General features: G+C 34.7%; 17 protein-coding genes and 4 tRNA genes. 1 reads left to right on the top strand and 20 read right to left on the bottom strand.

The window, feature by feature from the left end; all coding sequences use genetic code 11:
- Window positions 1-4: 4 nt before the first annotated feature.
- From rplK to AC3IS6_RS10135, 13 genes are all read right to left on the bottom strand, one after another.
- Window positions 5-442, bottom strand: coding sequence for a 50S ribosomal protein L11 (gene rplK / locus AC3IS6_RS10195; RefSeq protein WP_026713295.1), 438 nt, complete (start codon window positions 440-442; stop codon window positions 5-7).
- 68 nt (window positions 443-510) lie between these two features.
- Window positions 511-1,062, bottom strand: a complete 552-nt coding sequence (nusG, locus tag AC3IS6_RS10190) for a transcription termination/antitermination protein NusG (protein WP_173964703.1) — start codon at window positions 1,060-1,062, stop codon at window positions 511-513.
- 10 nt (window positions 1,063-1,072) lie between these two features.
- Window positions 1,073-1,270: a preprotein translocase subunit SecE gene (gene secE / locus AC3IS6_RS10185; RefSeq protein WP_008466927.1), complete on the bottom strand. Its 198-nt coding sequence runs from the start codon at window positions 1,268-1,270 to the stop codon at window positions 1,073-1,075.
- A gap of 18 nt (window positions 1,271-1,288) precedes the next feature.
- Window positions 1,289-1,359, bottom strand: a tRNA-Trp gene (locus AC3IS6_RS10180).
- A 60-nt stretch (window positions 1,360-1,419) separates the two neighbouring features.
- Window positions 1,420-2,607, bottom strand: a complete 1,188-nt coding sequence (gene tuf, locus AC3IS6_RS10175; RefSeq protein ID WP_007807448.1) for an elongation factor Tu — start codon at window positions 2,605-2,607, stop codon at window positions 1,420-1,422.
- A 55-nt stretch (window positions 2,608-2,662) separates the two neighbouring features.
- Window positions 2,663-2,734: transfer RNA gene (locus AC3IS6_RS10170), tRNA-Thr, on the bottom strand.
- Window positions 2,735-2,816: 82 nt separating this feature from the next.
- A tRNA-Tyr gene (locus AC3IS6_RS10165) sits at window positions 2,817-2,897 on the bottom strand.
- A gap of 125 nt (window positions 2,898-3,022) precedes the next feature.
- A tRNA-Thr gene (locus AC3IS6_RS10160) sits at window positions 3,023-3,096 on the bottom strand.
- A 91-nt stretch (window positions 3,097-3,187) separates the two neighbouring features.
- Window positions 3,188-3,490 (bottom strand): ribosome hibernation-promoting factor, HPF/YfiA family, encoded by a 303-nt coding sequence (gene hpf, locus AC3IS6_RS10155; protein WP_017496722.1) that lies wholly within the window; start codon window positions 3,488-3,490, stop codon window positions 3,188-3,190.
- 31 nt (window positions 3,491-3,521) lie between these two features.
- Complete coding sequence (locus AC3IS6_RS10150) at window positions 3,522-4,418, bottom strand: tyrosine-type recombinase/integrase (protein WP_489164771.1); 897 nt, start codon at window positions 4,416-4,418, stop codon at window positions 3,522-3,524.
- A gap of 133 nt (window positions 4,419-4,551) precedes the next feature.
- Complete coding sequence (rpsU, locus tag AC3IS6_RS10145) at window positions 4,552-4,746, bottom strand: 30S ribosomal protein S21 (RefSeq protein WP_035684969.1); 195 nt, start codon at window positions 4,744-4,746, stop codon at window positions 4,552-4,554.
- Between the two features lie 155 nt (window positions 4,747-4,901).
- A complete protein-coding gene (locus tag AC3IS6_RS10140) occupies window positions 4,902-6,044 on the bottom strand; it encodes an acyl-CoA dehydrogenase family protein (protein WP_489164770.1) in 1,143 nt (380 codons plus the stop codon).
- A gap of 17 nt (window positions 6,045-6,061) precedes the next feature.
- A complete protein-coding gene (locus AC3IS6_RS10135) occupies window positions 6,062-6,949 on the bottom strand; it encodes a ComEA family DNA-binding protein (protein ID WP_489164769.1) in 888 nt (295 codons plus the stop codon).
- 273 nt (window positions 6,950-7,222) lie between these two features.
- Between AC3IS6_RS10135 and AC3IS6_RS10130 the strand changes: the two genes are divergently transcribed.
- Window positions 7,223-8,692, top strand: coding sequence for an APC family permease (locus AC3IS6_RS10130; RefSeq protein ID WP_489164768.1), 1,470 nt, complete (start codon window positions 7,223-7,225; stop codon window positions 8,690-8,692).
- Window positions 8,693-8,746: 54 nt separating this feature from the next.
- Here AC3IS6_RS10130 and AC3IS6_RS10125 read toward each other — a convergent pair whose 3' ends face one another.
- From AC3IS6_RS10125 to AC3IS6_RS10095, 7 genes are all read right to left on the bottom strand, one after another.
- Window positions 8,747-8,974, bottom strand: coding sequence for a PspC family transcriptional regulator (locus AC3IS6_RS10125; protein WP_007810860.1), 228 nt, complete (start codon window positions 8,972-8,974; stop codon window positions 8,747-8,749).
- Window positions 8,975-9,099: 125 nt separating this feature from the next.
- Entirely contained in the window at window positions 9,100-10,368 is a 1,269-nt protein-coding gene (locus AC3IS6_RS10120) for a DUF2851 family protein (RefSeq protein WP_489164766.1), read from the bottom strand.
- Between the two features lie 74 nt (window positions 10,369-10,442).
- Complete coding sequence (locus tag AC3IS6_RS10115) at window positions 10,443-10,925, bottom strand: 3'-5' exonuclease (RefSeq protein WP_489164918.1); 483 nt, start codon at window positions 10,923-10,925, stop codon at window positions 10,443-10,445.
- A gap of 85 nt (window positions 10,926-11,010) precedes the next feature.
- Window positions 11,011-12,372: a pyridoxal-phosphate dependent enzyme gene (locus tag AC3IS6_RS10110; protein WP_173964695.1), complete on the bottom strand. Its 1,362-nt coding sequence runs from the start codon at window positions 12,370-12,372 to the stop codon at window positions 11,011-11,013.
- A 50-nt stretch (window positions 12,373-12,422) separates the two neighbouring features.
- On the bottom strand, window positions 12,423-14,390 hold the full coding sequence (locus AC3IS6_RS10105) for a putative porin (protein WP_489164765.1): 1,968 nt from the start codon (window positions 14,388-14,390) through the stop codon (window positions 12,423-12,425).
- Window positions 14,391-14,573: 183 nt separating this feature from the next.
- A complete protein-coding gene (locus AC3IS6_RS10100; RefSeq protein ID WP_489164764.1) occupies window positions 14,574-16,157 on the bottom strand; it encodes a RagB/SusD family nutrient uptake outer membrane protein in 1,584 nt (527 codons plus the stop codon).
- A gap of 10 nt (window positions 16,158-16,167) precedes the next feature.
- Window positions 16,168-19,272, bottom strand: coding sequence for a SusC/RagA family TonB-linked outer membrane protein (locus tag AC3IS6_RS10095; protein WP_489164763.1), 3,105 nt, complete (start codon window positions 19,270-19,272; stop codon window positions 16,168-16,170).
- Window positions 19,273-19,448: the final 176 nt, after the last annotated feature.

Here is a 19,448-nt window from a genome sequence, read left to right as displayed (position 1 = left end):
TTAATTAAAAAGGAGCATCTCCTGATACAGTTATACCCATAGATCTAGCTGTTCCAGCAACCATACTCATCGCTTTTTCTACTGTAAAAGCGTTTAAGTCAGGCATTTTGTCTTCAGCAATTGCTCTAATTTGTTCCCAAGTAACACTAGCTACTTTTTTACGATTAGGCTCACCAGAACCAGATTTTAGCTTTGCAGCTTCCATTAACTGAACTGCTGCTGGAGGAGTCTTAACGACAAAATCAAATGATTTGTCTTTATACACAGTGATTTGCACTGGGCATATTTTGCCAGGTTTATCCTGAGTTCTAGCATTAAATTGCTTACAGAACTCCATGATGTTTACCCCAGCAGCTCCTAAAGCAGGTCCAACCGGTGGCGACGGGTTCGCAGCACCTCCCTTAACTTGTAGTTTAACTACCTTACTAATTTCTTTAGCCATTTTTAAAAAATTTAACATCACAATCAATTGGAAGCGATTGCAATGGATATTATATATGTAACAAAAAATTATACTTTTTCAACTTGCATAAAGCTTAATTCTAATGGAGTTTTTCTTCCGAAAATCTTAACCATTACTTCAAGTTTACGCTTTTCTTCATTGATTTTTTCAACCGAACCGTTAAACCCATTAAAAGGACCATCGATCACTTTTACAGTTTCACCAAGGCTGAAAGGAATAGAACGAGTATCTGTATTCACAGCCAACTCATCTACTTTACCTAACATTCTATTTACTTCAGAAAGTCTCAAAGGAACAGGTTCTCCTCCTTTGATCTCACCTAAAAATCCAATTACACTAGTAATAGATTTAATAATATGAGGTATCTCACCAACCAAATTGGCTTCGATCATAACATATCCAGGGAAATAAACTTTATCCTTAGACATTTTCTTTCCTTCTTTTACAGTAACTACTTTTTCTGTAGGCACTAAAACTTGGGAAACATAATCGCCCATACCTAATCTGGCAATCTCAGTTTCGATGTAAGCTTTGACTTTGTTCTCCTGTCCGCTTACAGCTCTAACTACATACCATTTTTTCACATTATTATCTGCCATCACAAAAAAATTATCCTTTTAACCAGTTAAAAAATCCAGCCAAAGCTTTTGCAAAAAATTCGTCTACTCCCCATGTTGCCAAAGCGAACAAGATCGAAAATACAGCCACAACAATTGTCAATTTTTGAACCTCAGCCCAAGCAGGCCAAGTAACATTTGACTTTAACTCTTCGAAAGCCTCTGATAAATAATTAGTAACTTTTGTCATTTGATATATTTTTTATTGCACGGGCGGAGGGATTCGAACCCCCATCAACGGTTTTGGAGACCGCTATTCTACCCTTGAACTACGCCCGTAATTAAAAGCCAGTGACTTCAGTTAAGAAAATCAACTGGCTTTTTATAATTTTTATAGGATTATCCTACGATTTCAGTCACCTGACCTGCTCCTACAGTTCTACCACCTTCACGGATAGCAAAACGTAAACCTACGCTCATTGCGATTGGGCTTAATAAAGAAACATTGATAGTCAAGTTATCTCCTGGCATTACCATCTCTACTCCTTCTGGTAAAGTAATAACTCCTGTTACGTCAGTTGTACGTACGTAGAACTGTGGACGGTAGTTATTGTGGAATGGAGTGTGACGTCCACCTTCTTCTTTTTTCAAGATATAAACCTCAGCTTTGAAAGTAGCGTGTGGTTTTACTGATCCTGGCTTAATGATAACCATTCCTCTTTTGATAGATTCTTTGTCAATACCTCTTAACAATAAACCTACGTTATCTCCAGCTTCTCCTCTATCAAGGATTTTACGGAACATCTCAACTCCTGTAATAGTAGAAGTTAATTTATCAGCTCCCATACCAATGATTTCAACTGGATCTCCTGTATTAGCAATACCTGTTTCGATACGACCTGTAGCAACAGTTCCACGACCAGTAATTGTAAATACATCTTCAACCGGCATCAAGAATGGTTTTGCTACGTCACGCACTGGCTCTTCGATCCAAGCATCAACAGCTTCCATTAATTCAATGATTTTTGGTACCCAAGCAGGATCATTATTCAATCCTCCTAAAGCAGAACCTTGAACTACAGGACCATTATCTCCATCATATTCGTAGAAAGATAATAAATCTCTAATTTCCATTTCAACAAGCTCTAACAACTCAGCATCATCAACCATATCCACTTTGTTCATGAAAACAACGATTCTTGGAATACCAACCTGACGACCTAAAAGGATGTGCTCACGAGTTTGTGGCATTGGACCATCTGTAGCAGCAACTACTAAGATAGCTCCGTCCATTTGAGCAGCACCAGTAACCATGTTCTTTACGTAATCCGCGTGACCTGGACAGTCAACGTGAGCGTAGTGACGGTTAGCTGTTTCATACTCTACGTGTGATGTATTAATAGTAATACCTCTTTCTTTCTCCTCTGGAGCGTTATCGATTTGATCAAACGATTTTGCTTGACAGTAACCAGCGTCAGACAATACTTTTGTAATTGCTGCAGTTAATGTAGTTTTTCCGTGATCCACGTGTCCAATTGTACCTATGTTTAAGTGCGGTTTGGAACGATTAAAATTCTCCTTTGCCATTTTACTTAATTTTTAATCTTAGTTATATATTAATTTTCAATTTCCTACTTACTTGAGCCAACTACGGGAATTGAACCCGTGACCTCTTCCTTACCAAGGAAGCACTCTACCCCTGAGCTAAGTCGGCAGAGTTTTGATTTTAGATTGTAGATTTAAGAAGTTAGATTTCCTACCCTGAAATCTACAATCTGAAATCCAAACTTTTTTTGTGGGGAGAGCAGGATTCGAACCTGCGAAGTTCACACAGCAGATTTACAGTCTGCCCTCGTTGGCCGCTTGAGTATCTCCCCAAATAATTTAAGATTTTAGATGTAAATTTTTAGACTGTCCTAAAAACAAAATCACCATTCTCAAATTTGTTTCATTCCATCATTTTAAAGAACCTGTTTCAAATCGCATTTGAAACTTTTTTTTGAGCCGGCGGAGGGACTCGAACCCACGACCTGCTGATTACAAATCAGCTGCTCTAGCCAACTGAGCTACGCTGGCGGTAACATTAAAAAAGTCCGCTATTTCTAACGGACTGCAAATGTAGCTATTTTATCTTTTAATCAAAACATTTTTTGAAAAAAAATTTCAATTATATATGTGCTCTTATTTTTTCTTTCCTTTTTACAAGCAATCTCTCTAACGATTCTGCCGAAAGCTCAACCGCCTCCTCAAATGTCTTACACTGCTTTTTAACCAAAAAATCATCTCCCGGTACATTAATCTTAATCTCTACTGCTTTATTCTCCTTGTCACTTGTTCTCTCCACTTTCAAGAAAACATCCGCCGAAACAACACGATCATAATATTTTTCCAATTTATCCATTCTCTCCTGAATAAAATCTACCAATTTTCTGTCAACAGTAAAGTTAACTGCATGAACATCTACCTTCATAATACAAATTTTAGGGTTAAACATTTCAGAATTACTGTTTATTTCTAGGATGCGCATTTGTATATACTTTTTTAAGCTCTGCTAAACTATTATGAGTATAGACCTGTGTAGACGCCAAACTCGAATGCCCCAATAATTCCTTAACTGAATTTAAATCTGCTCCGTTATTTAATAAGTGAGTCGCAAAAGTATGCCGAAGCACATGCGGACTCTTTTTTACCTTTTCAGAGACTTTACTAAAGTAAGAATTTATTAATCGATACACAAAAGATTCACTCAATTTTAACCCTTTGCTTGAAATAAAAAAATAATCAGCATCGACTATCTTTTCAACCGAAGCTCTTTCCCTCAAATACAAATTCAACTGTTTCGCAATTATTGGCAATATCGGAATAACACGCTCCTTATTTCGTTTCCCCAAAACCTTCAGCACCCCCGAAGACAGATCAACATTATACTTCATTAAATGAATCAATTCTGCTCTCCGCATTCCTGTAGCATAAAAAAGATCCACAATAAGCCTATCCCGAATTTCTTCAAATCCGGAAGGATCACCAACCTCCTGCAGCAAATCCGTTAATTCTTTTTCAGAAAAAGGAATCTGAATAATCTTAGGCGTTTTCAGTGCCTTATGCTTCAACATCGGACTCACCTCAATTTGCTTTGTTTTCAAAAGAAACCGATAAAAAGATTTCAGAGACGCCATTTTTCGATTGACCGAAACATTAGAAACCCCTTCATCCACCAAAGAAACAATCCAACTCCTAATCTGACTATAACCCACCTGCTCGATTGCATCCTGGTCAAAAGCAACCTTATTAAACTCCTTAAAAGACGAGATATCATTCAAATAAGCCACAACAGTATGTGCCGAATACTTTTTCTCCAGCTCCAAATACTCACGAAACGCCTCTTTATTTGATTTCATAAAAACACAAGATTACACCACCACAACCGCAAAACCAGATACAAAACGGTAAAAATTAAACACAAAAAAAACCGTTAGCATCAAAGTTATAATTTTCTGATGACTAACGGTAATTATTTTTGAAAAGCTATTACTAACTCTCTAAACTATCTCTCAAGTTTTGGATATAAGCCGCTTTTTGAATTTGAGCTCTTTTGATTACAGAAGGCTTAATAAAAGCAGTACGTGCTCTTAATTGACGAACAGTTCCTGTTTTATCAAATTTTCTTTTATAGCGCTTTAATGCTCTATCGATATTTTCTCCGTCTTTAATTGGTATAATTAACATAATATTGACACCTCCTCTCGTTAAGGCTGCAAAAGTATGTATTAATTATGAGTTATGAGTTATAAATTGTGAATTATTTTTTAGAAAACAGAATATAGAGTAAAGAATACAAACCATAGTACTATGTATCCTACATTCCTCATCTCTTATATTCTTTACTCTTTCAACAAACTTCTTGAAATAACCACTTTTTGAATTTCAGTCGTTCCTTCCCCAATAGTACACAATTTAGAGTCTCTATAAAACTTCTCTACCGGAAAATCTTTTGTATACCCATAACCTCCATGAATCTGAACAGCCTCATTGGCGATCTTCACACAAGCTTCTGAAGCGTACATCTTGGCCATAGCTCCAAGTGTTGTAACCGGTTTATGTTGTTGTTTTAAGAAAGCAGCTTTATGCAGCAGTAATTCCGACGCTTCAATTTCAGTAGCCATATCTGCCAGTTTAAAGGATATTCCCTGAAAATTACTAATAGGCTGACCAAACTGGTATCTTTCTTTTGAATATTTCAAAGCTGCTTCATAAGCTCCTTTTGCAATTCCTAAAGATAAGGCTCCAATTGAAATTCGTCCTCCATCTAATATTTTCATGGCCTGAACAAATCCCTGCCCTACTTCTCCTAATCTATTCGCATCCGGAACACGACAATTATCAAAAACTAACTCGGCCGTTTCACTGGCACGCATTCCAAGTTTATTTTCTTTTTTTCCGGAGCTAAATCCTTTCATTCCTTTCTCAAAAACAAAAGCCGTCATTCCTTTTGAGTCGCCTTTTTCACCGGTACGAACAATTACTACGGCAATATCACCTGAAATAGCATGCGTAATGAAGTTCTTAGCTCCATTTACAATCCATTCATCACCGTCTTTAACAGCTGTAGTGTTCATTCCTCCTGCATCCGATCCTGTATTATGCTCTGTCAATCCCCAAGCTCCAATAAATTCAGCCGTAGCTAGTTTCGGCAACCATTTTTTCTTTTGTTCTTCATTTCCAAAAGTCAAAATATGATTGGTACATAATGAATTATGGGCAGCAACAGACAAACCAATTGAAGGATCAACTTTTGAAATTTCCTCAACAACGGTAATATACTCATGGTATCCTAATCCGGAACCTCCGTATTCTTCAGGAACTAAGACTCCCATATACCCCATTTCTCCCAGTTGTTTAAACAGGGAAACCGGAAAAATCTGAGATTCATCCCATTCCATAATATTGGGTCTGATATTTTTCTCGGCAAAATCTTTTATTGACTGCGCAATCATCAACTGCGTTTCGTTATATTCAAAATTCATTGTAATTCTGTTTTTTTTTAGAACTCCAAATATAAACTAATTATTTTTGCTTTTTCAATAGGAAAATCTTTAATTTTTGATAAATCCTCAATATTATTAATATTTCCATTCATACTTCGATACGTTACAATCTCTTTAGCTAACGCATATCGGAAATAAGGAAACTTTGCCAATTCTTTCAAGGACGCATCATTTATTGGTACTTTTTTTAAAGAAGACGGGATTAATGCTTTAAAATGAATACCAAGTTCATTAACTACCTCAGGCGATAATCCCCAAACCTCATTCATTTGTTCCATCGAAACAAAACACCCCAAAATCTCTCTTTGTTTTAATATACGCAAAGATAAAGCTTCACCAATACCATATATCTTAACCAAATCTTCCTGAGTCGCTGTATTGATATCCTGAACTATTATTTTTTCTTTTTTAGAAACAGGTTCCCGCACAAACTCTTTTCTTTCCATTTTATGGTTTGATTTATTTCCAACCCAATCCGGAAATTTAAAAAGAGGAGAAATCACATGCAGCAAGGAATCTGAAATTTTTGTGACCTCCTGAAACTCTATCGCAGAATTCACATATTTGTTCTCTTTCCTAAAAGTCAACAGACGATCAATCTCCTGAACAGACATCCCTAATTTATATCCTTTATAGTCGGTAATGAAATTTGGATTAAAAGCATATATTTTTCTTTTTTCACCAGACTTTGAAAGTTTTAAAGAATCGATTCCGGATTGCAAAGACATCCACTGTTCTTCTTCGGCAAAGGTTTTATCAGATGTACTAAAATCAACAAAAAAATAAACGGCCTGCAACACAATTATTATTGCAAAAAGCACAAAAATTCCTTTGCGCTGTTCATTTGTAAACCTAAAATAGGTTGCAAAATTTTTTAAATTCATTTTATTCAAAATTTCTCTTCATTAAGTAAAGTACTAAAATAAAGAAAAACTTACAATTTATTAAGAAAATTAGTAAAAATATTGCGTTTTAAAAAATTACACATTTCCTCATTTATCCCCAATTAATTTAATGAATCTCAGTATTTAAAGATCAATCAACGGATGTTTTGTCAAAATATTTAATATTTTACAACTAAAAACGAGATAATTGTTTTTATTTTTTACAAAAAACGATACATTTGGAGCTTAGTAACAAATAAACCAATATAATATATGTCAATTTGGAGAGTTAAACCTATATCTGCCTTTGAGGCCGATATGAAAAAAAGTGATTTAAAAAGAGTTTTAGGAAAATGGAGCCTTACAGCTATTGGTGTTGGTGCCATTATTGGTGGAGGAATTTTTGTACTTACAGGTACTGGAGCATATTACCATGCAGGTCCAGCGTTAGCTGTTTCTTTCATCATTGCAGGGATTGCCTGCGTTTTTGCAGCTCTTTGTTATTCTGAGTTTGCCTCTATTTTACCTGTTGAAGGTTCTGCTTATGCTTATGCATATGGAACAATTGGAGAAATTTTTGCCTGGATTATCGGTTGGGGACTTATTCTAGAATATGCAATGGGATCCATGACGGTCGCCGTCTCCTGGTCCGGATATTTTAATAAACTGCTCAAAATGTTTCATATCCATTTACCTGAATGGCTAACAACAGATCCTGCCAGTTACACCGGAGAAGGTTTTTCTATGAACTTACCGGCTTTTTTAATTGTCATTTTAGTTATTTCCATACTTATCAAAGGAACTAAAAGTGCCGCAAAAGCAAACAATTTTATTGTTATACTAAAAGTTTCTGCTGTAATATTTGTAATTATTGCCGGTCTTTTCTTTATTAATACGGCTAACTGGACTCCATTTATTCCAGCAGCTACTCAAATTATTGAAAAAGAAACTACTCACAACGCTTACGGAATTGGAGGAATTGTATCCGGAGCCGCTGCTATTTTCTTTGCATACGTTGGTTTCGATGCTGTTTCTACTCAGGCAGGAGAAGCGGTTAACCCTAAAAAGGATGTTCCGTTTGCTATTATTGCTTCGTTATTAATTTGTACTACTTTATATATACTTGTTTCTTTAGTACTAACAGGTATGATGAATTATAAAGATTTTAACCCACTAGGAAAATATCCTGATGCTATTAAAGCTCCTGTTGCATATGCATTTGATATTGCCGGACAAGGATGGGCTGGTCTTATAATCACTATCGCTGCTACAATAGGTCTTGTTTCAGTATTAATGGTTATGATTATGGGACAATCAAGAATTTTCCTTGGTATGTCTAAAGATGGATTAATTCCTGCTGTATTCTCTAAAGTAAATCCACTTTCAGGAACTCCAAAAACTAACTTAATAATTTTAGGTGGTATTATTGCTACAGTTGCTGCTTTTACACCAATCAACAAATTAGCTGATATGACCAGTTTTGGAACTTTATTTGCCTTTACAATGGTTTGTATTGCGGTTTGGATTTTAAGAGTAAAACAACCTGGATTAACGAGAACTTTCAAGGTTCCTGCACTACCAGTTATTGCCGTTTTAGGTATTGCAATCAACACGTATTTAATGATCAATTTAAGCCACGATGCTCAATTTCTTTCACTAGGATGGTTAGCTATTGGTATTCTGGTTTATTTTGGATACAGTAAAAAAAGATCAAGACTTAACAACAGTACAGAAAACGAATAAACGTCATTCTATAAAACTAAAAAAGCTCCAAATATTTAAAATTTGGAGCTTTTTTTATAAGTCAAAAACAGAAGTTCGTTTTGCTCTGATCAGATCTTTTAACCGAATCCAAAAGGCAAGGGTTAAATAAACTCCAAAACCTAAACCGGCCGTAACAAACGAGATGTAAATAAAAAATAATCTTACACTTGTAACACGCATACCCAGTTTATCTGCCAATCTTGAAGATACATGAAATCCATATTTTTCAAAAAAGAACTTTAATTTTAAAATAGCTGACATTTTATTGATTTTTGATTTCTCAATTTCCACAAAAGTACAAAATTATCACATTGTCTCATTTTCTAATTGCAGATTGTAGATTTTTGAAGTGAACATTCCCGAAAAATAAAAAATTATCACATTCTCTAATTATTCTTAAGCAATTCTATTCCTAATGCACATCTTAAGCAACCTTTTTGATTGCAATATTCTTTTTTAAGCTCTAAAAGTACCTGGGTCTCAAAAGCATTTTTGGCCTTTATTCCGAAAAGCTCAAATTTATCGATAACAGCATTGCTCTCCGGAGCTACCTGATTCATAAAAGCAATTAAATCTTCAGAAATTGATTCATCTCTTATACCTGCATAGGCAAACTGAAGTGGAATGATCGTATTTATAATGAGCAGATCTATAAATGCATGAGACAGAGCCTTTGGTCTCTTAGCACTTTCTTTATCAAACTGATAGTGATTTTGCCAGTAAGAACTTGCTGAAACAATAAGTAGTTGACGTACCTCTTCAACAGATTTTACAGAAATTACTTTTGAAAACAGATTTTGCTTCCCGTATAAATTAGCTAACTGTGAGAGTCGAATAGTGGGAAAATTATCGGGACGATGCTTAAAAAACTGAACGGGATCGACACAACGCTTCTTAATCTGATATTTGTTCAGCAGATAATAGTATCTGATCTTTAAATCTATAAAATAGACATCTTCTTTTTCAGGATTTAATAATCCTACTGTTCCAAAAAACAACGCTTCCAAATTTTCAACTTCAAAGCTTTCCTTTCTGATTATTGAAAATGGAAGAGATTTTGCCATCTGCAAAAAAGACCCCCCATTGGTGTTTAATCCAAAATTTCTCGCTAATAATGAAAATAAAACCGCTTCCCAGTCTTGTTTATTTTCCCTGAGCAAATCATAAATGACTTCTGATTTACGCTCCAAACGTTCGAAAAAAAGTCTTTCCTGCCAGTTTTTAAAAACAAAATCATCAATTTCAGCTATACTCTTTTCACAGAATATCCAAGATTTTGGCGTTAGTAGTGTATTATAATTTGAAAGCGTTTCTGCAGCCGTATAATCTCTTAAAACCAAAACCGGAATCTCTGTATTGCTTTTTCCAAAAATCTCTGTGTCGTGCTCCCAAACCACATGTAAAATTACATTATCATAAGCAGTGTCCTTTTCGTGACCATGTACATACCAATCTGAAGATTTTAGATGTATTTCGATATTACCAGCCCATTTTTGATTGCCAATTATAATTTGTGCATTAAAAAAATCCGGACCCGAAAGCTCCGTATAATCACCCGTTTTAATAATAGTGAGCAGCTCCTTTTGAGTAGTTCTTAAATTTAGAGTTTCAAATTTTTTGAATCTCCAGAGGTAGTGAAGAAAATCTTCTTTCATATTTAGGCTTATAGAATGATTTACAAAGCTCTAAATTAACAAAAAAACCAATAATAATCTTACAAAATGTAATTTTATTTTAGCAGATACAATCTGGCACACGCACGCGCATCGGATAATGCTTCGTGATGATTTAACTGAATTTTCATTTCGCGGCAACAATCACTAAGCTTAGTAGGTTTGAAGCCTTTTGCCTTATAAATTTTAACGGTACACTCCCATTTAGCAGCAATATTCAAATCTTCGTAATTCAGGTCGTAAAGCGCCATTGATTTCATTAGTACATTACGATCAAAACTTTCATTGTGCGCCATGATAACCCTATTTTTTAATCTCTTTTCAATTTCTGGATAAACCTGTTTAAAAGTCTTTGCATTAACAGTATCTCGCGGATATATCCCATGAACCTGAATTGTAAAGGGATTGTATTGATTGTTTGGCGGCTTAATCAAAGTAACAAATTCGTCTACAACTATGCCGTTTTCGACTGTTACAATCCCGACAGAACACGGATGATAACTGATTGCAGTTTCAAAATCTATGGCGGTAAAATTCATATTCAATTCTATTGATTCAAAAAAATCCATAAATCTAATTGTTTACAACTAGATTTATGGATTTATAAATTTATTAAAAATTGTCTTATTTTATTGATCCGATAATATCATACTTTGTAATGATATGATGATTCCCGTTTTCAAGATCTACTAAAACAGCGTCATTTTCTTTGGTAAATAACTTAGACACCTCTTCGATTGGAGTTCCTAATTTCACAATTGGAAAAGGTTTTCCCATTACATCTTTAATCGGTTTTTCGGCTACATTTTTATCAGCAACATAACTTCTGAATAAATCCGTTTCGTCAACAGAACCCACAAATCCGTTGATATCTACTACCGGAATTTGTGAAATTTTATATTTACGCATACGCTCGATTGCGTGAGAAACCAATTCTTCAGTACGAACAACGATCAATTGCTTATCGATATGATCTTTAATAACATCTTCGGCTTTTGTTACATTTTCTTCCAGGAAACCACGTTCGCGCATCCAGTCGTCGTTAAACATTTTACCTACATAACGGCTTCCTGAATCATGAAATAACACCACTACTACATCATCAGGCTTGAAATGTTCTTTTAGCTGTAAAAGCCCTTTTATACAAGCTCCGGCAGAGTTACCAACAAAAATGGCCTCCTCCAAAGCAATTTTCCTGGTGTAAACGGCTGCATCTTTATCTGTTACTTTAGTGAATCCATCAATTAAAGAGAAGTCAACATTTTTAGGCAAAATATCTTCTCCAATTCCTTCTGTGATGTACGAATAGATTTCATTTTCGTCAAAAATTCCAGTTTCATGATATTTTTTAAAAACAGAACCGTAAGTGTCAATTCCCCAAATTTTAATGTTTGGATTTTTCTCTTTCAGGTATCTTCCAACTCCTGAGATTGTTCCTCCTGTTCCTACTCCTACTACGAAATGAGTAATCTTTCCATCAGTCTGTTTCCAGATTTCCGGTCCGGTTTGCTCATAATGTGCCAATGAATTTGACATGTTATCGTATTGATTCACGTACCATGAGTTTGGCGTTTCACTAGCCAGGCGTTTTGAAACTGAATAGTAAGAACGTGGGTCAGTAGGCTCCACATCGGTAGGACATACTACAACTTTAGCTCCTACTGCACGTAAGATATCCATTTTCTCTTTAGACTGTTTGTCAGATATCACACAAATCAGTTTGTAACCTTTAATGATTGCTACAAGTGCCAATCCCATTCCTGTATTTCCTGAAGTACCTTCAATAATGGTTCCTCCTGGTTTTAATCGGCCATCTGCCTCTGCATCTTCAATCATTTTCACAGCCATTCTGTCTTTAACAGAATTTCCAGGATTAAAAGTTTCGACTTTTGCCAATACCAGCGCATCTATTTCAGCAACAATTTTGTTGAGTTTTACCAATGGTGTATTACCTATTGTTTCTAAAATGTTTTTTGAAAAGTCCATTTCTATTTGATTTTTAATATTTGGTTTTTAAAAATATGAAGCTCCTAATCTTATTGGAAAAAATTCCAAACCAGACCAAATCGGATCACAAAATCACGATAAGGATTATTAGGTGCCGAATAATAATCGCTTTTTGAGAATAAAGCGTTTATATGCTCTGCTTTTAAATAAAAGCGAGTTTGACGAATTCTGGCATTAAAAAAAAGATCGAATAACGGATAACCACCAATCTTTTTGCTATTTTGAACAAAAAATTCTCCGATAACCGGATTATAATCATTTCCGTAATACTTTGTAAAATAATTAAATACAACCCCTGACTGCATGTACAATGCTTTCTTAAAAAAATACCCTGAATAGTAGAACGTATTTCTTGTTACAAAATCCGGTACATTTAAAATCAGATCTGATTGCCCTACTTTTTGATACAAAAGTGTATTGTCTAAGGCAAATCGGCCAAATTTAAATTCACGGCTTGCTTTAATTTCGAGGTAATTAATCGCATTACCATATTGAGCCGGTGCGATAATTTGAGTAAACACAGCCGCTTCTTTAGCAGAAGAGTCGTCTCTAAAATACAAATGATCGTTTAGAACGGTATACTGAACTTCTGCGTTTACCCAGGGTGTTGAGACACTACCACTAAGGGAATTAATTTTTTCGTTTTTAAAATTATTCGACCAGTTGTACTCCGTATAACTGCTTTGATATAAATTGAAGTTGTTATTCGGTAATTTATTGATGTTACGATACCTAAAATCGAACTGAATTTTATCATTCATATCGTATCTCAATTTCGCATCTAAATTTGAAAGAGACTGGTTTGTAATCGATCTAGAATATAAAAAACGACCGTTCCATTTGTTTTTCTGATATTCGTACTGGCCTCCAAAATTATTAATTTGTAAAAATAAATTATCAGGAATGACTGTTTTATCCTTTTGAATTATAATTCTACCATATTCATAATTCGATCTATAATCGTCCAGAAAAAAATTAAATTTCCCTAAAAGAGAATTTTCATAAGCAAGTCCTACCTTATTATACAATCTTTCGTATTTCGTTTTATCGTTAATACCGCTTGTAACGTACGAATCCCCAAATCGCTGAACTTGTGTGTTAACAACGGTTGATGTTAGTGTCGCCTGAGTGTACTCGAAAAGTTTATTCTCGTAATTAAACTGGTGTGTTACATATAAATTATTGCTTCCGTCCTTCGGATTTACTCTGAATGCATGATCAAAAAACAGGCGTCTTCCTTTCAAAAATGACTTAGCATCTGTAAGGTAAACTTGTAATCTTTGACGATTTTTATAATCTTTATTATCACTTTCAAAATCTGTAGGTGTTGTAATCCCGCCATTCTCTTCATTTGAAATGTCCTGATACGTATAGTGAGCATTTATAGCATATCTTTTATCTGTTGTCGCATAACTCGTTGTAAATCTAAAATTTCCCGCGCTTACCAACTGATTTATATAATCTCCTTCTGAACGCAAACCTTTATAAGCAATAGAAAAATTAAGATTTTTTGAGGTATTTAACGTAATAAAGGAGTCTACATTCTGACCTTTATTAATGGTAGTATTAAAAAACAATTCGGTAAAAGGAGTTGCCGCCGAATAATAATGAATCTGATCGGCTTCCATATAATTAAAATGTTTGCCGCTAAAACCAATTTCCGGATAAGGAGAAAAATTGGTTAAACTGTATTGCAGCGTATTAAAAGTTTGTCCGATGTTTGAGAAAGCCAAAAGCCCGAAATCGTCTTTTCTAAGATGATTTTGTTTGTAGGCACTTTTTAAGGTTAGTGACGTATCTACGTAAGTTGTATCGTGCTCCAGTGTTATAATCTGATATTGATCTATAGTAGCAATCTTGGCTTTTTTCTTTTTTACCGTATCAGTTATACTTGAATATTTTGTGTTCATGTCTAAGTTATTTTTAGATGTAGTTTTTTCCTGAGAAAATACTAAAGTTGGCACAACTAAAAGATATAGAAAAATGAATATTCTCATTTGATGGTTTTATAGGTAATTATTACGACAAAATTTATCAGGCAAAGGTAAAAGATAAAAACGTATAAAAAAACAAATCATTGTTATCTGGATTCTTTTTCAAACCAAACTCTTGAAACAAAAACCCCCAATCAAAAAAATGATTGAGGGCTTTCAAAAAAAATCAAAATATTTATCTTAATTCTACCAGTCTGGGTTTTGTCCTAGTCCTGGATTAGTTTGCATTTCAATTTGTGGTATTGGCCAAATAAATTTATAATCTGCATAAGGAAGAGCAGGAACTCCATAAGGACCTGTATAAGGCGTTCCTAAAGTATATAATGCAGCAGCTGGTGCAGCATTAGCTATTTTTGCAGGTACACCATTAATTGCAACAGAAGCAATTGGATCTCCTTGTAATCTGTGAATATCAGACCATCTACGTCCTTCCATTAAGAATTCGATTCTTCTTTCGATAAGAATACCAGCAACCAAATCAGCAGGTGTAGCAAAAGAAGCAGCAGTATAAGCCTGTCCAACTGGATTAGCAGGAGTCGCTACCGGATTACCCAATGCTCTGTTTCTTACAGAGTTTAACAAATTAAGACCTACTGTGGTATTTGATAAACGAGCCTGAGCTTCTGCCATATTCAACACCACTTCAGCATATCTAATAACCGGAGCAGCATCAGTTAAGTTTGTAATGTCAGAATATTTATTAGTATATTTTCTTCCAGCTACAGTTTTAATCATAACACCCTCTTCTCTTCTTTTATCATCCGCTAACCATTTGCTATTTCTCCAAATAATAGGGCTAATATTCACTAAAGCTCTATTGTTCAAAATACTCGCCAAACCTGCATTAACTCCAGGGTTAGCTGTAGCTGAATGCTGAATAGAGAAGATAGATTCTGTATTAGACAAGTTACTTGCAGGAACAAATACGTCACCAGGTTTAGCAGTCAAAGTGTATAAACCATTTAACTTAACCCCTTCAGTAATTACGTTTGCCCAGTCTCTTTTTTGAAGATATACTCTCGTTTTAAAAGCGATAGCTGCAGATTTAGTTGCTTTAGCTACTACTCTACCTCCTGCAAATCCATTTGATGTTATCAATTTTTCAGCATCATTTAAATCTGCAATTACTTTATCATAACATTGAGCAACTGAATTTCTAGGCTTTATAGTTTCTGAATCTATTTCTGCCTGAGTGTTAATACCAACTTCTCTATAAGGAATACCCGCATGAGTAGCACCAGGAGTGTGGAAATAAGGTCTTGCAAAATAATTCAACATTTCGAAATGTGTTATAGCTCTTAAAAACTTAGCTTGTCCGATATAATCATCACCAACTGCTTTAGTAATAACACCTTTTGCAACCGCTTCAGTTGTACCTTCAATCATTAAGTTACATCTGTTGATCAGTCTGTAACCATCAACCCAGTAATACACGTTGTTAGCCGATGTAGGATCATAAGTTTGAGTATAGGTCAGCTGATAAAAAGTCGCATTATTAACAGCATCTTCTCCCATACATTCTCCCTGCTCCACAAAAGCAGCTCCCCAAATATAACCTCTACCTCCATTTGGAGTTCCACTGTTATAAGTACCAATAGCAGCTGCATTATAAACCCCATTCATATAGGTTTCTATATAAGCAGGCGTTGAAAAGGCAATATCTGTAGGAACGTTATTTACAGGAACAAGATCTAATATCTTATCTTCTGAGCATGAGTTCAGCCCTAAGACAACTACAGATAGTAAAATTGATTTTATTATATTTTTCATATTTTTCATTTTATAAACTTACATTAAGACCCACTGATATCACTTTAGAACGAGGAGTACCGTTAATATCTACTCCAGACGTTTCCATCTCTGGGTTAATACCTTTATAATCAGAGATCAACCAAATGTTTTGTGCCTGAACATAGATTCTAAAGTTATCCACTTTTAATTTATCTAACAATAATTTTGGTAAAGTGTAACCTAAACTAATATTGTCAAGTGAAATAAAGTCTCCTTTTTCAACAAAACGTGAGCTCGCATTTCCAGAAAGGTTAGTAAATGTATTAGAACTAGCCCATAATCTTGGAGTCCATCCGTCTCCAGGATTGTCAACACTTTGCCATCTTCCTAAAATTTCTGTTCCGTTATTGTTAAAGTTTTGGTTCATTAACTCTCTTCTTGTAGAGTTGAAAATTTTATTTCCTCCACTAAATCTAAACATGAAACCAAAATCAATATTTTTATATTTCATCGTAGAACTTACAGATCCGTAATAAGTTGGAAGTGTATTTCCTAAAATAACTTTATCAGTAGCAGCACTTAAAGTAGCAGGAGTTGTCGCAGCAGCAGGATTGTTTGGATCGAATACAAAATAACTTGTTTTTGCTAAATCTCCCTGTACTAAACTTCCATCCGCTTTATAGTAAACCGGGTTACCGTTTGCTTTGTTAACACCCCAATACTTAAATCCATATAATGAGTTCATAGACTCACCTTCTCTAAGAATTAAGTTAGGTGCAATATTGGTGTCTGAAGAAGTACCTCCAATAATATCCTGACCGGCTACTAAATCAGTTACAACGTTTTTAGACAATGTTAAGTTAGAAGATACGTCCCACTTAAAGTTTTCAGTATTGATTGCTTTAAAACTTACAGCAAACTCATACCCTTCGTTGTACAATTTACCAATATTTTTGTTTGTTACACTACCTGGAATACCTAAAGAGTTTGCAACAGGTACCGATAAAATTAACTTGTCGATATTATTTCTATAGTAATCAAATCCGATAGTCAATCTGTTATTGAACAATCCTACATCTGCACCAAAATCAATTTTTTCACTAGATTCCCACTGAAGCGTCGGGTTTCCAAACTGAGAATAACCAATACCATTTGTAGGACCGTAAGGAGATGGAGATGTAAAATCCATATATGGGTAGTTTCCAATTTCAGTATTTCCAACTTTTGAATAAGAAGCTCTAAGCTTTAAATCAGAAAGTGTGTTGCTGATAGGCTGCATGAAATCTTCTTTAGAAACTGTCCAACCTGCAGAAACTCCAGGGAAATTAGTCCATCTTTTATCTTTTCCTAATTTAGAGATACCGTCTCTTCTGATCGATCCTTGTAAGAAGTATTTTTCTTTATAGTTATAAGTAAAACGACCTAAGTAAGACATGATACCATTCTCAGTGATAGATCCACCAGAATCTTTAGTGATATAAGAATTGGTAACAAGGTTTTTATCATAAAAATCACTGATGATATCACTTCCCTGACCAAAGAAGTATTGGTATTTTTGTTTTTGATACTCCGCTACTGCTGTTACACCAATATTATGATTTTCTGCAAAAGTCTTTTTATAGTTTAAAATATTTTGCCAGTTCCATCTTGCATATTCTGTGTTATCATTTATTAAATAACCGTTTCTTGAACGACCGTCACCATGAACCGGGTTCCAATATTGAAATCCGCTAGTAATAGAATTATCAGCACTTACCTGAAGTCTATAGCTTAAATCTGAAGTAATTTTAGCATTTGCAAAAACATTCAATAAAGTTCTGTTTACTTTAGAATAGTATTTATTGTGATCTAAAGCATATACAATATTAGTAATGTTATCTCCTACAGGATCTGTATTATCCCATTTCCCTACTGTATTAGTACCCAATGGTAACGTTAAGTTATATCCCGTTGGGTTAGCAGCATCGTAAATCGGAACGTTAGGCAACTGTCTGATTGTATTAAAAATGTTTCCTGAAAGTCCACTAGCACTAGTATTTAAACCATTGTACTCTGTTCTGGTAACACTTAAATTTGTACCAACACTTAACCATCTATTAATATCCTGATCGATATTTGCTCTAACAGAATATCTCTTCATGCTATTCGCTAAATTGATACCATCCTGATCTGTATATCCAAGAGATAAATAATATTTCGTTTTATCAGAACCTCCGCTAAAAGAAAGATTATGTGTCATTTGAGGCGCATTTCTCAAAACGGCACCTTGCCAATCTGTATTATAAGTACTTCCAACAGCCCAAGGAGTTTGCCCTCTGTTTGTTCTTTTCTCGTTAGCAATAACTAAGAAATCAGGTGTTTGTAATAAATCATATTTTTTAGCAGCACTAGCTACACCAAAATTAGTTGAATATGTTACTTTTAAACTTCCTTTTTTACCGCTTTTTGTAGTAATCAAAATTACTCCATTTGCTGCTCTCGAACCGTAAATCGCAGTTGCAGCACCATCTTTTAAGATATCAAAAGACTCGATATCATCCGGGTTAATATCGGCTAATCCATTTGTATTGGCTGAACCTCCAATATCTCCGGAAAGAATAGGCATACCATCAACAACAATTAACGGATCAGTTCCACTTGAAATAGAAGCAACACCTCTAATTCTAATTTTTGGAGCTACTCCAATAATTCCACTATTGGTTACAACCTGAACCCCAGCTGCTCTACCGGCTAATACGCCCTCGAAACTTGGAGTTACAAGATTAGAAATGTCGCTTCCAGCAATTTTAGAGATAGAACCGGTTACTTCTTTTCTTTTCTGTACACCGTAACCTACAACTACAACCTCATTCATTAATTGAGCCTCTGACTCCAATACAACATTAACTGAATTTGAAGAACCAACAGTTGCTTGTTTGTTATTCATACCTACATATGAAAAAACTAATACATCACCTGTCTTTGCTTTTATGGAATAACTTCCGTCAAAATCAGTTTGAGTACTTACTTTAGATCCTTTCACAAGAACATTTACTCCCGGAATAACCCCTGTTTTATCAGAGACCTTTCCAGTCACAGTTCTCTCCTGAGCAAAAGAAAACTGCATAGATAACGCCACAACCAGCGTAAAAATCCATTTAAATTTTAATTTCATTTTAATTTATTTTGAATTAGTATGGCGCAAACATCTTAATTATTTCTTAAAACTCCAAAACTTTTTAACTTAATTTTAGTCTAAATTCCTAAACATCTATCAACATCTATCATAATTCGTTTAGGTTTCATTCTTTTTAGTAGCAATATTCCTTATTTTTTACTAAAAACATAAAT

The sequence above is a fragment of the Flavobacterium sp. KH_035 genome, from assembly GCF_057839565.1.
Note: the sequence above shows the minus strand (reverse complement) of the source record. Positions and strands in the feature narration are given on the sequence as shown.

Excerpts from the sequence above, each read along its gene's own strand:
- rplK (WP_026713295.1), bottom strand. The coding sequence starts at position 442 with ATGGCTAAAGAAATTAGTAAGGTAGTTAAACTACAAGTTAAGGGAGGT.
- nusG (WP_173964703.1), bottom strand. The coding sequence starts at position 1,062 with ATGGCAGATAATAATGTGAAAAAATGGTATGTAGTTAGAGCTGTAAGC.
- secE (WP_008466927.1), bottom strand. The coding sequence starts at position 1,270 with ATGACAAAAGTTACTAATTATTTATCAGAGGCTTTCGAAGAGTTAAAG.
- tuf (WP_007807448.1), bottom strand. The coding sequence starts at position 2,607 with ATGGCAAAGGAGAATTTTAATCGTTCCAAACCGCACTTAAACATAGGT.
- hpf (WP_017496722.1), bottom strand. The coding sequence starts at position 3,490 with ATGAAGGTAGATGTTCATGCAGTTAACTTTACTGTTGACAGAAAATTG.
- AC3IS6_RS10150 (WP_489164771.1), bottom strand. The coding sequence starts at position 4,418 with ATGAAATCAAATAAAGAGGCGTTTCGTGAGTATTTGGAGCTGGAGAAA.
- rpsU (WP_035684969.1), bottom strand. The coding sequence starts at position 4,746 with ATGTTAATTATACCAATTAAAGACGGAGAAAATATCGATAGAGCATTA.
- AC3IS6_RS10140 (WP_489164770.1), bottom strand. The coding sequence starts at position 6,044 with ATGAATTTTGAATATAACGAAACGCAGTTGATGATTGCGCAGTCAATA.
- AC3IS6_RS10135 (WP_489164769.1), bottom strand. The coding sequence starts at position 6,949 with ATGAATTTAAAAAATTTTGCAACCTATTTTAGGTTTACAAATGAACAG.
- AC3IS6_RS10130 (WP_489164768.1), top strand. The coding sequence starts at position 7,223 with ATGTCAATTTGGAGAGTTAAACCTATATCTGCCTTTGAGGCCGATATG.
- AC3IS6_RS10125 (WP_007810860.1), bottom strand. The coding sequence starts at position 8,974 with ATGTCAGCTATTTTAAAATTAAAGTTCTTTTTTGAAAAATATGGATTT.
- AC3IS6_RS10120 (WP_489164766.1), bottom strand. The coding sequence starts at position 10,368 with ATGAAAGAAGATTTTCTTCACTACCTCTGGAGATTCAAAAAATTTGAA.
- AC3IS6_RS10115 (WP_489164918.1), bottom strand. The coding sequence starts at position 10,925 with ATGAATTTTACCGCCATAGATTTTGAAACTGCAATCAGTTATCATCCG.
- AC3IS6_RS10110 (WP_173964695.1), bottom strand. The coding sequence starts at position 12,372 with ATGGACTTTTCAAAAAACATTTTAGAAACAATAGGTAATACACCATTG.
- AC3IS6_RS10105 (WP_489164765.1), bottom strand. The coding sequence starts at position 14,390 with ATGAGAATATTCATTTTTCTATATCTTTTAGTTGTGCCAACTTTAGTA.
- AC3IS6_RS10100 (WP_489164764.1), bottom strand. The coding sequence starts at position 16,157 with ATGAAAAATATAATAAAATCAATTTTACTATCTGTAGTTGTCTTAGGG.
- AC3IS6_RS10095 (WP_489164763.1), bottom strand. The coding sequence starts at position 19,272 with ATGAAATTAAAATTTAAATGGATTTTTACGCTGGTTGTGGCGTTATCT.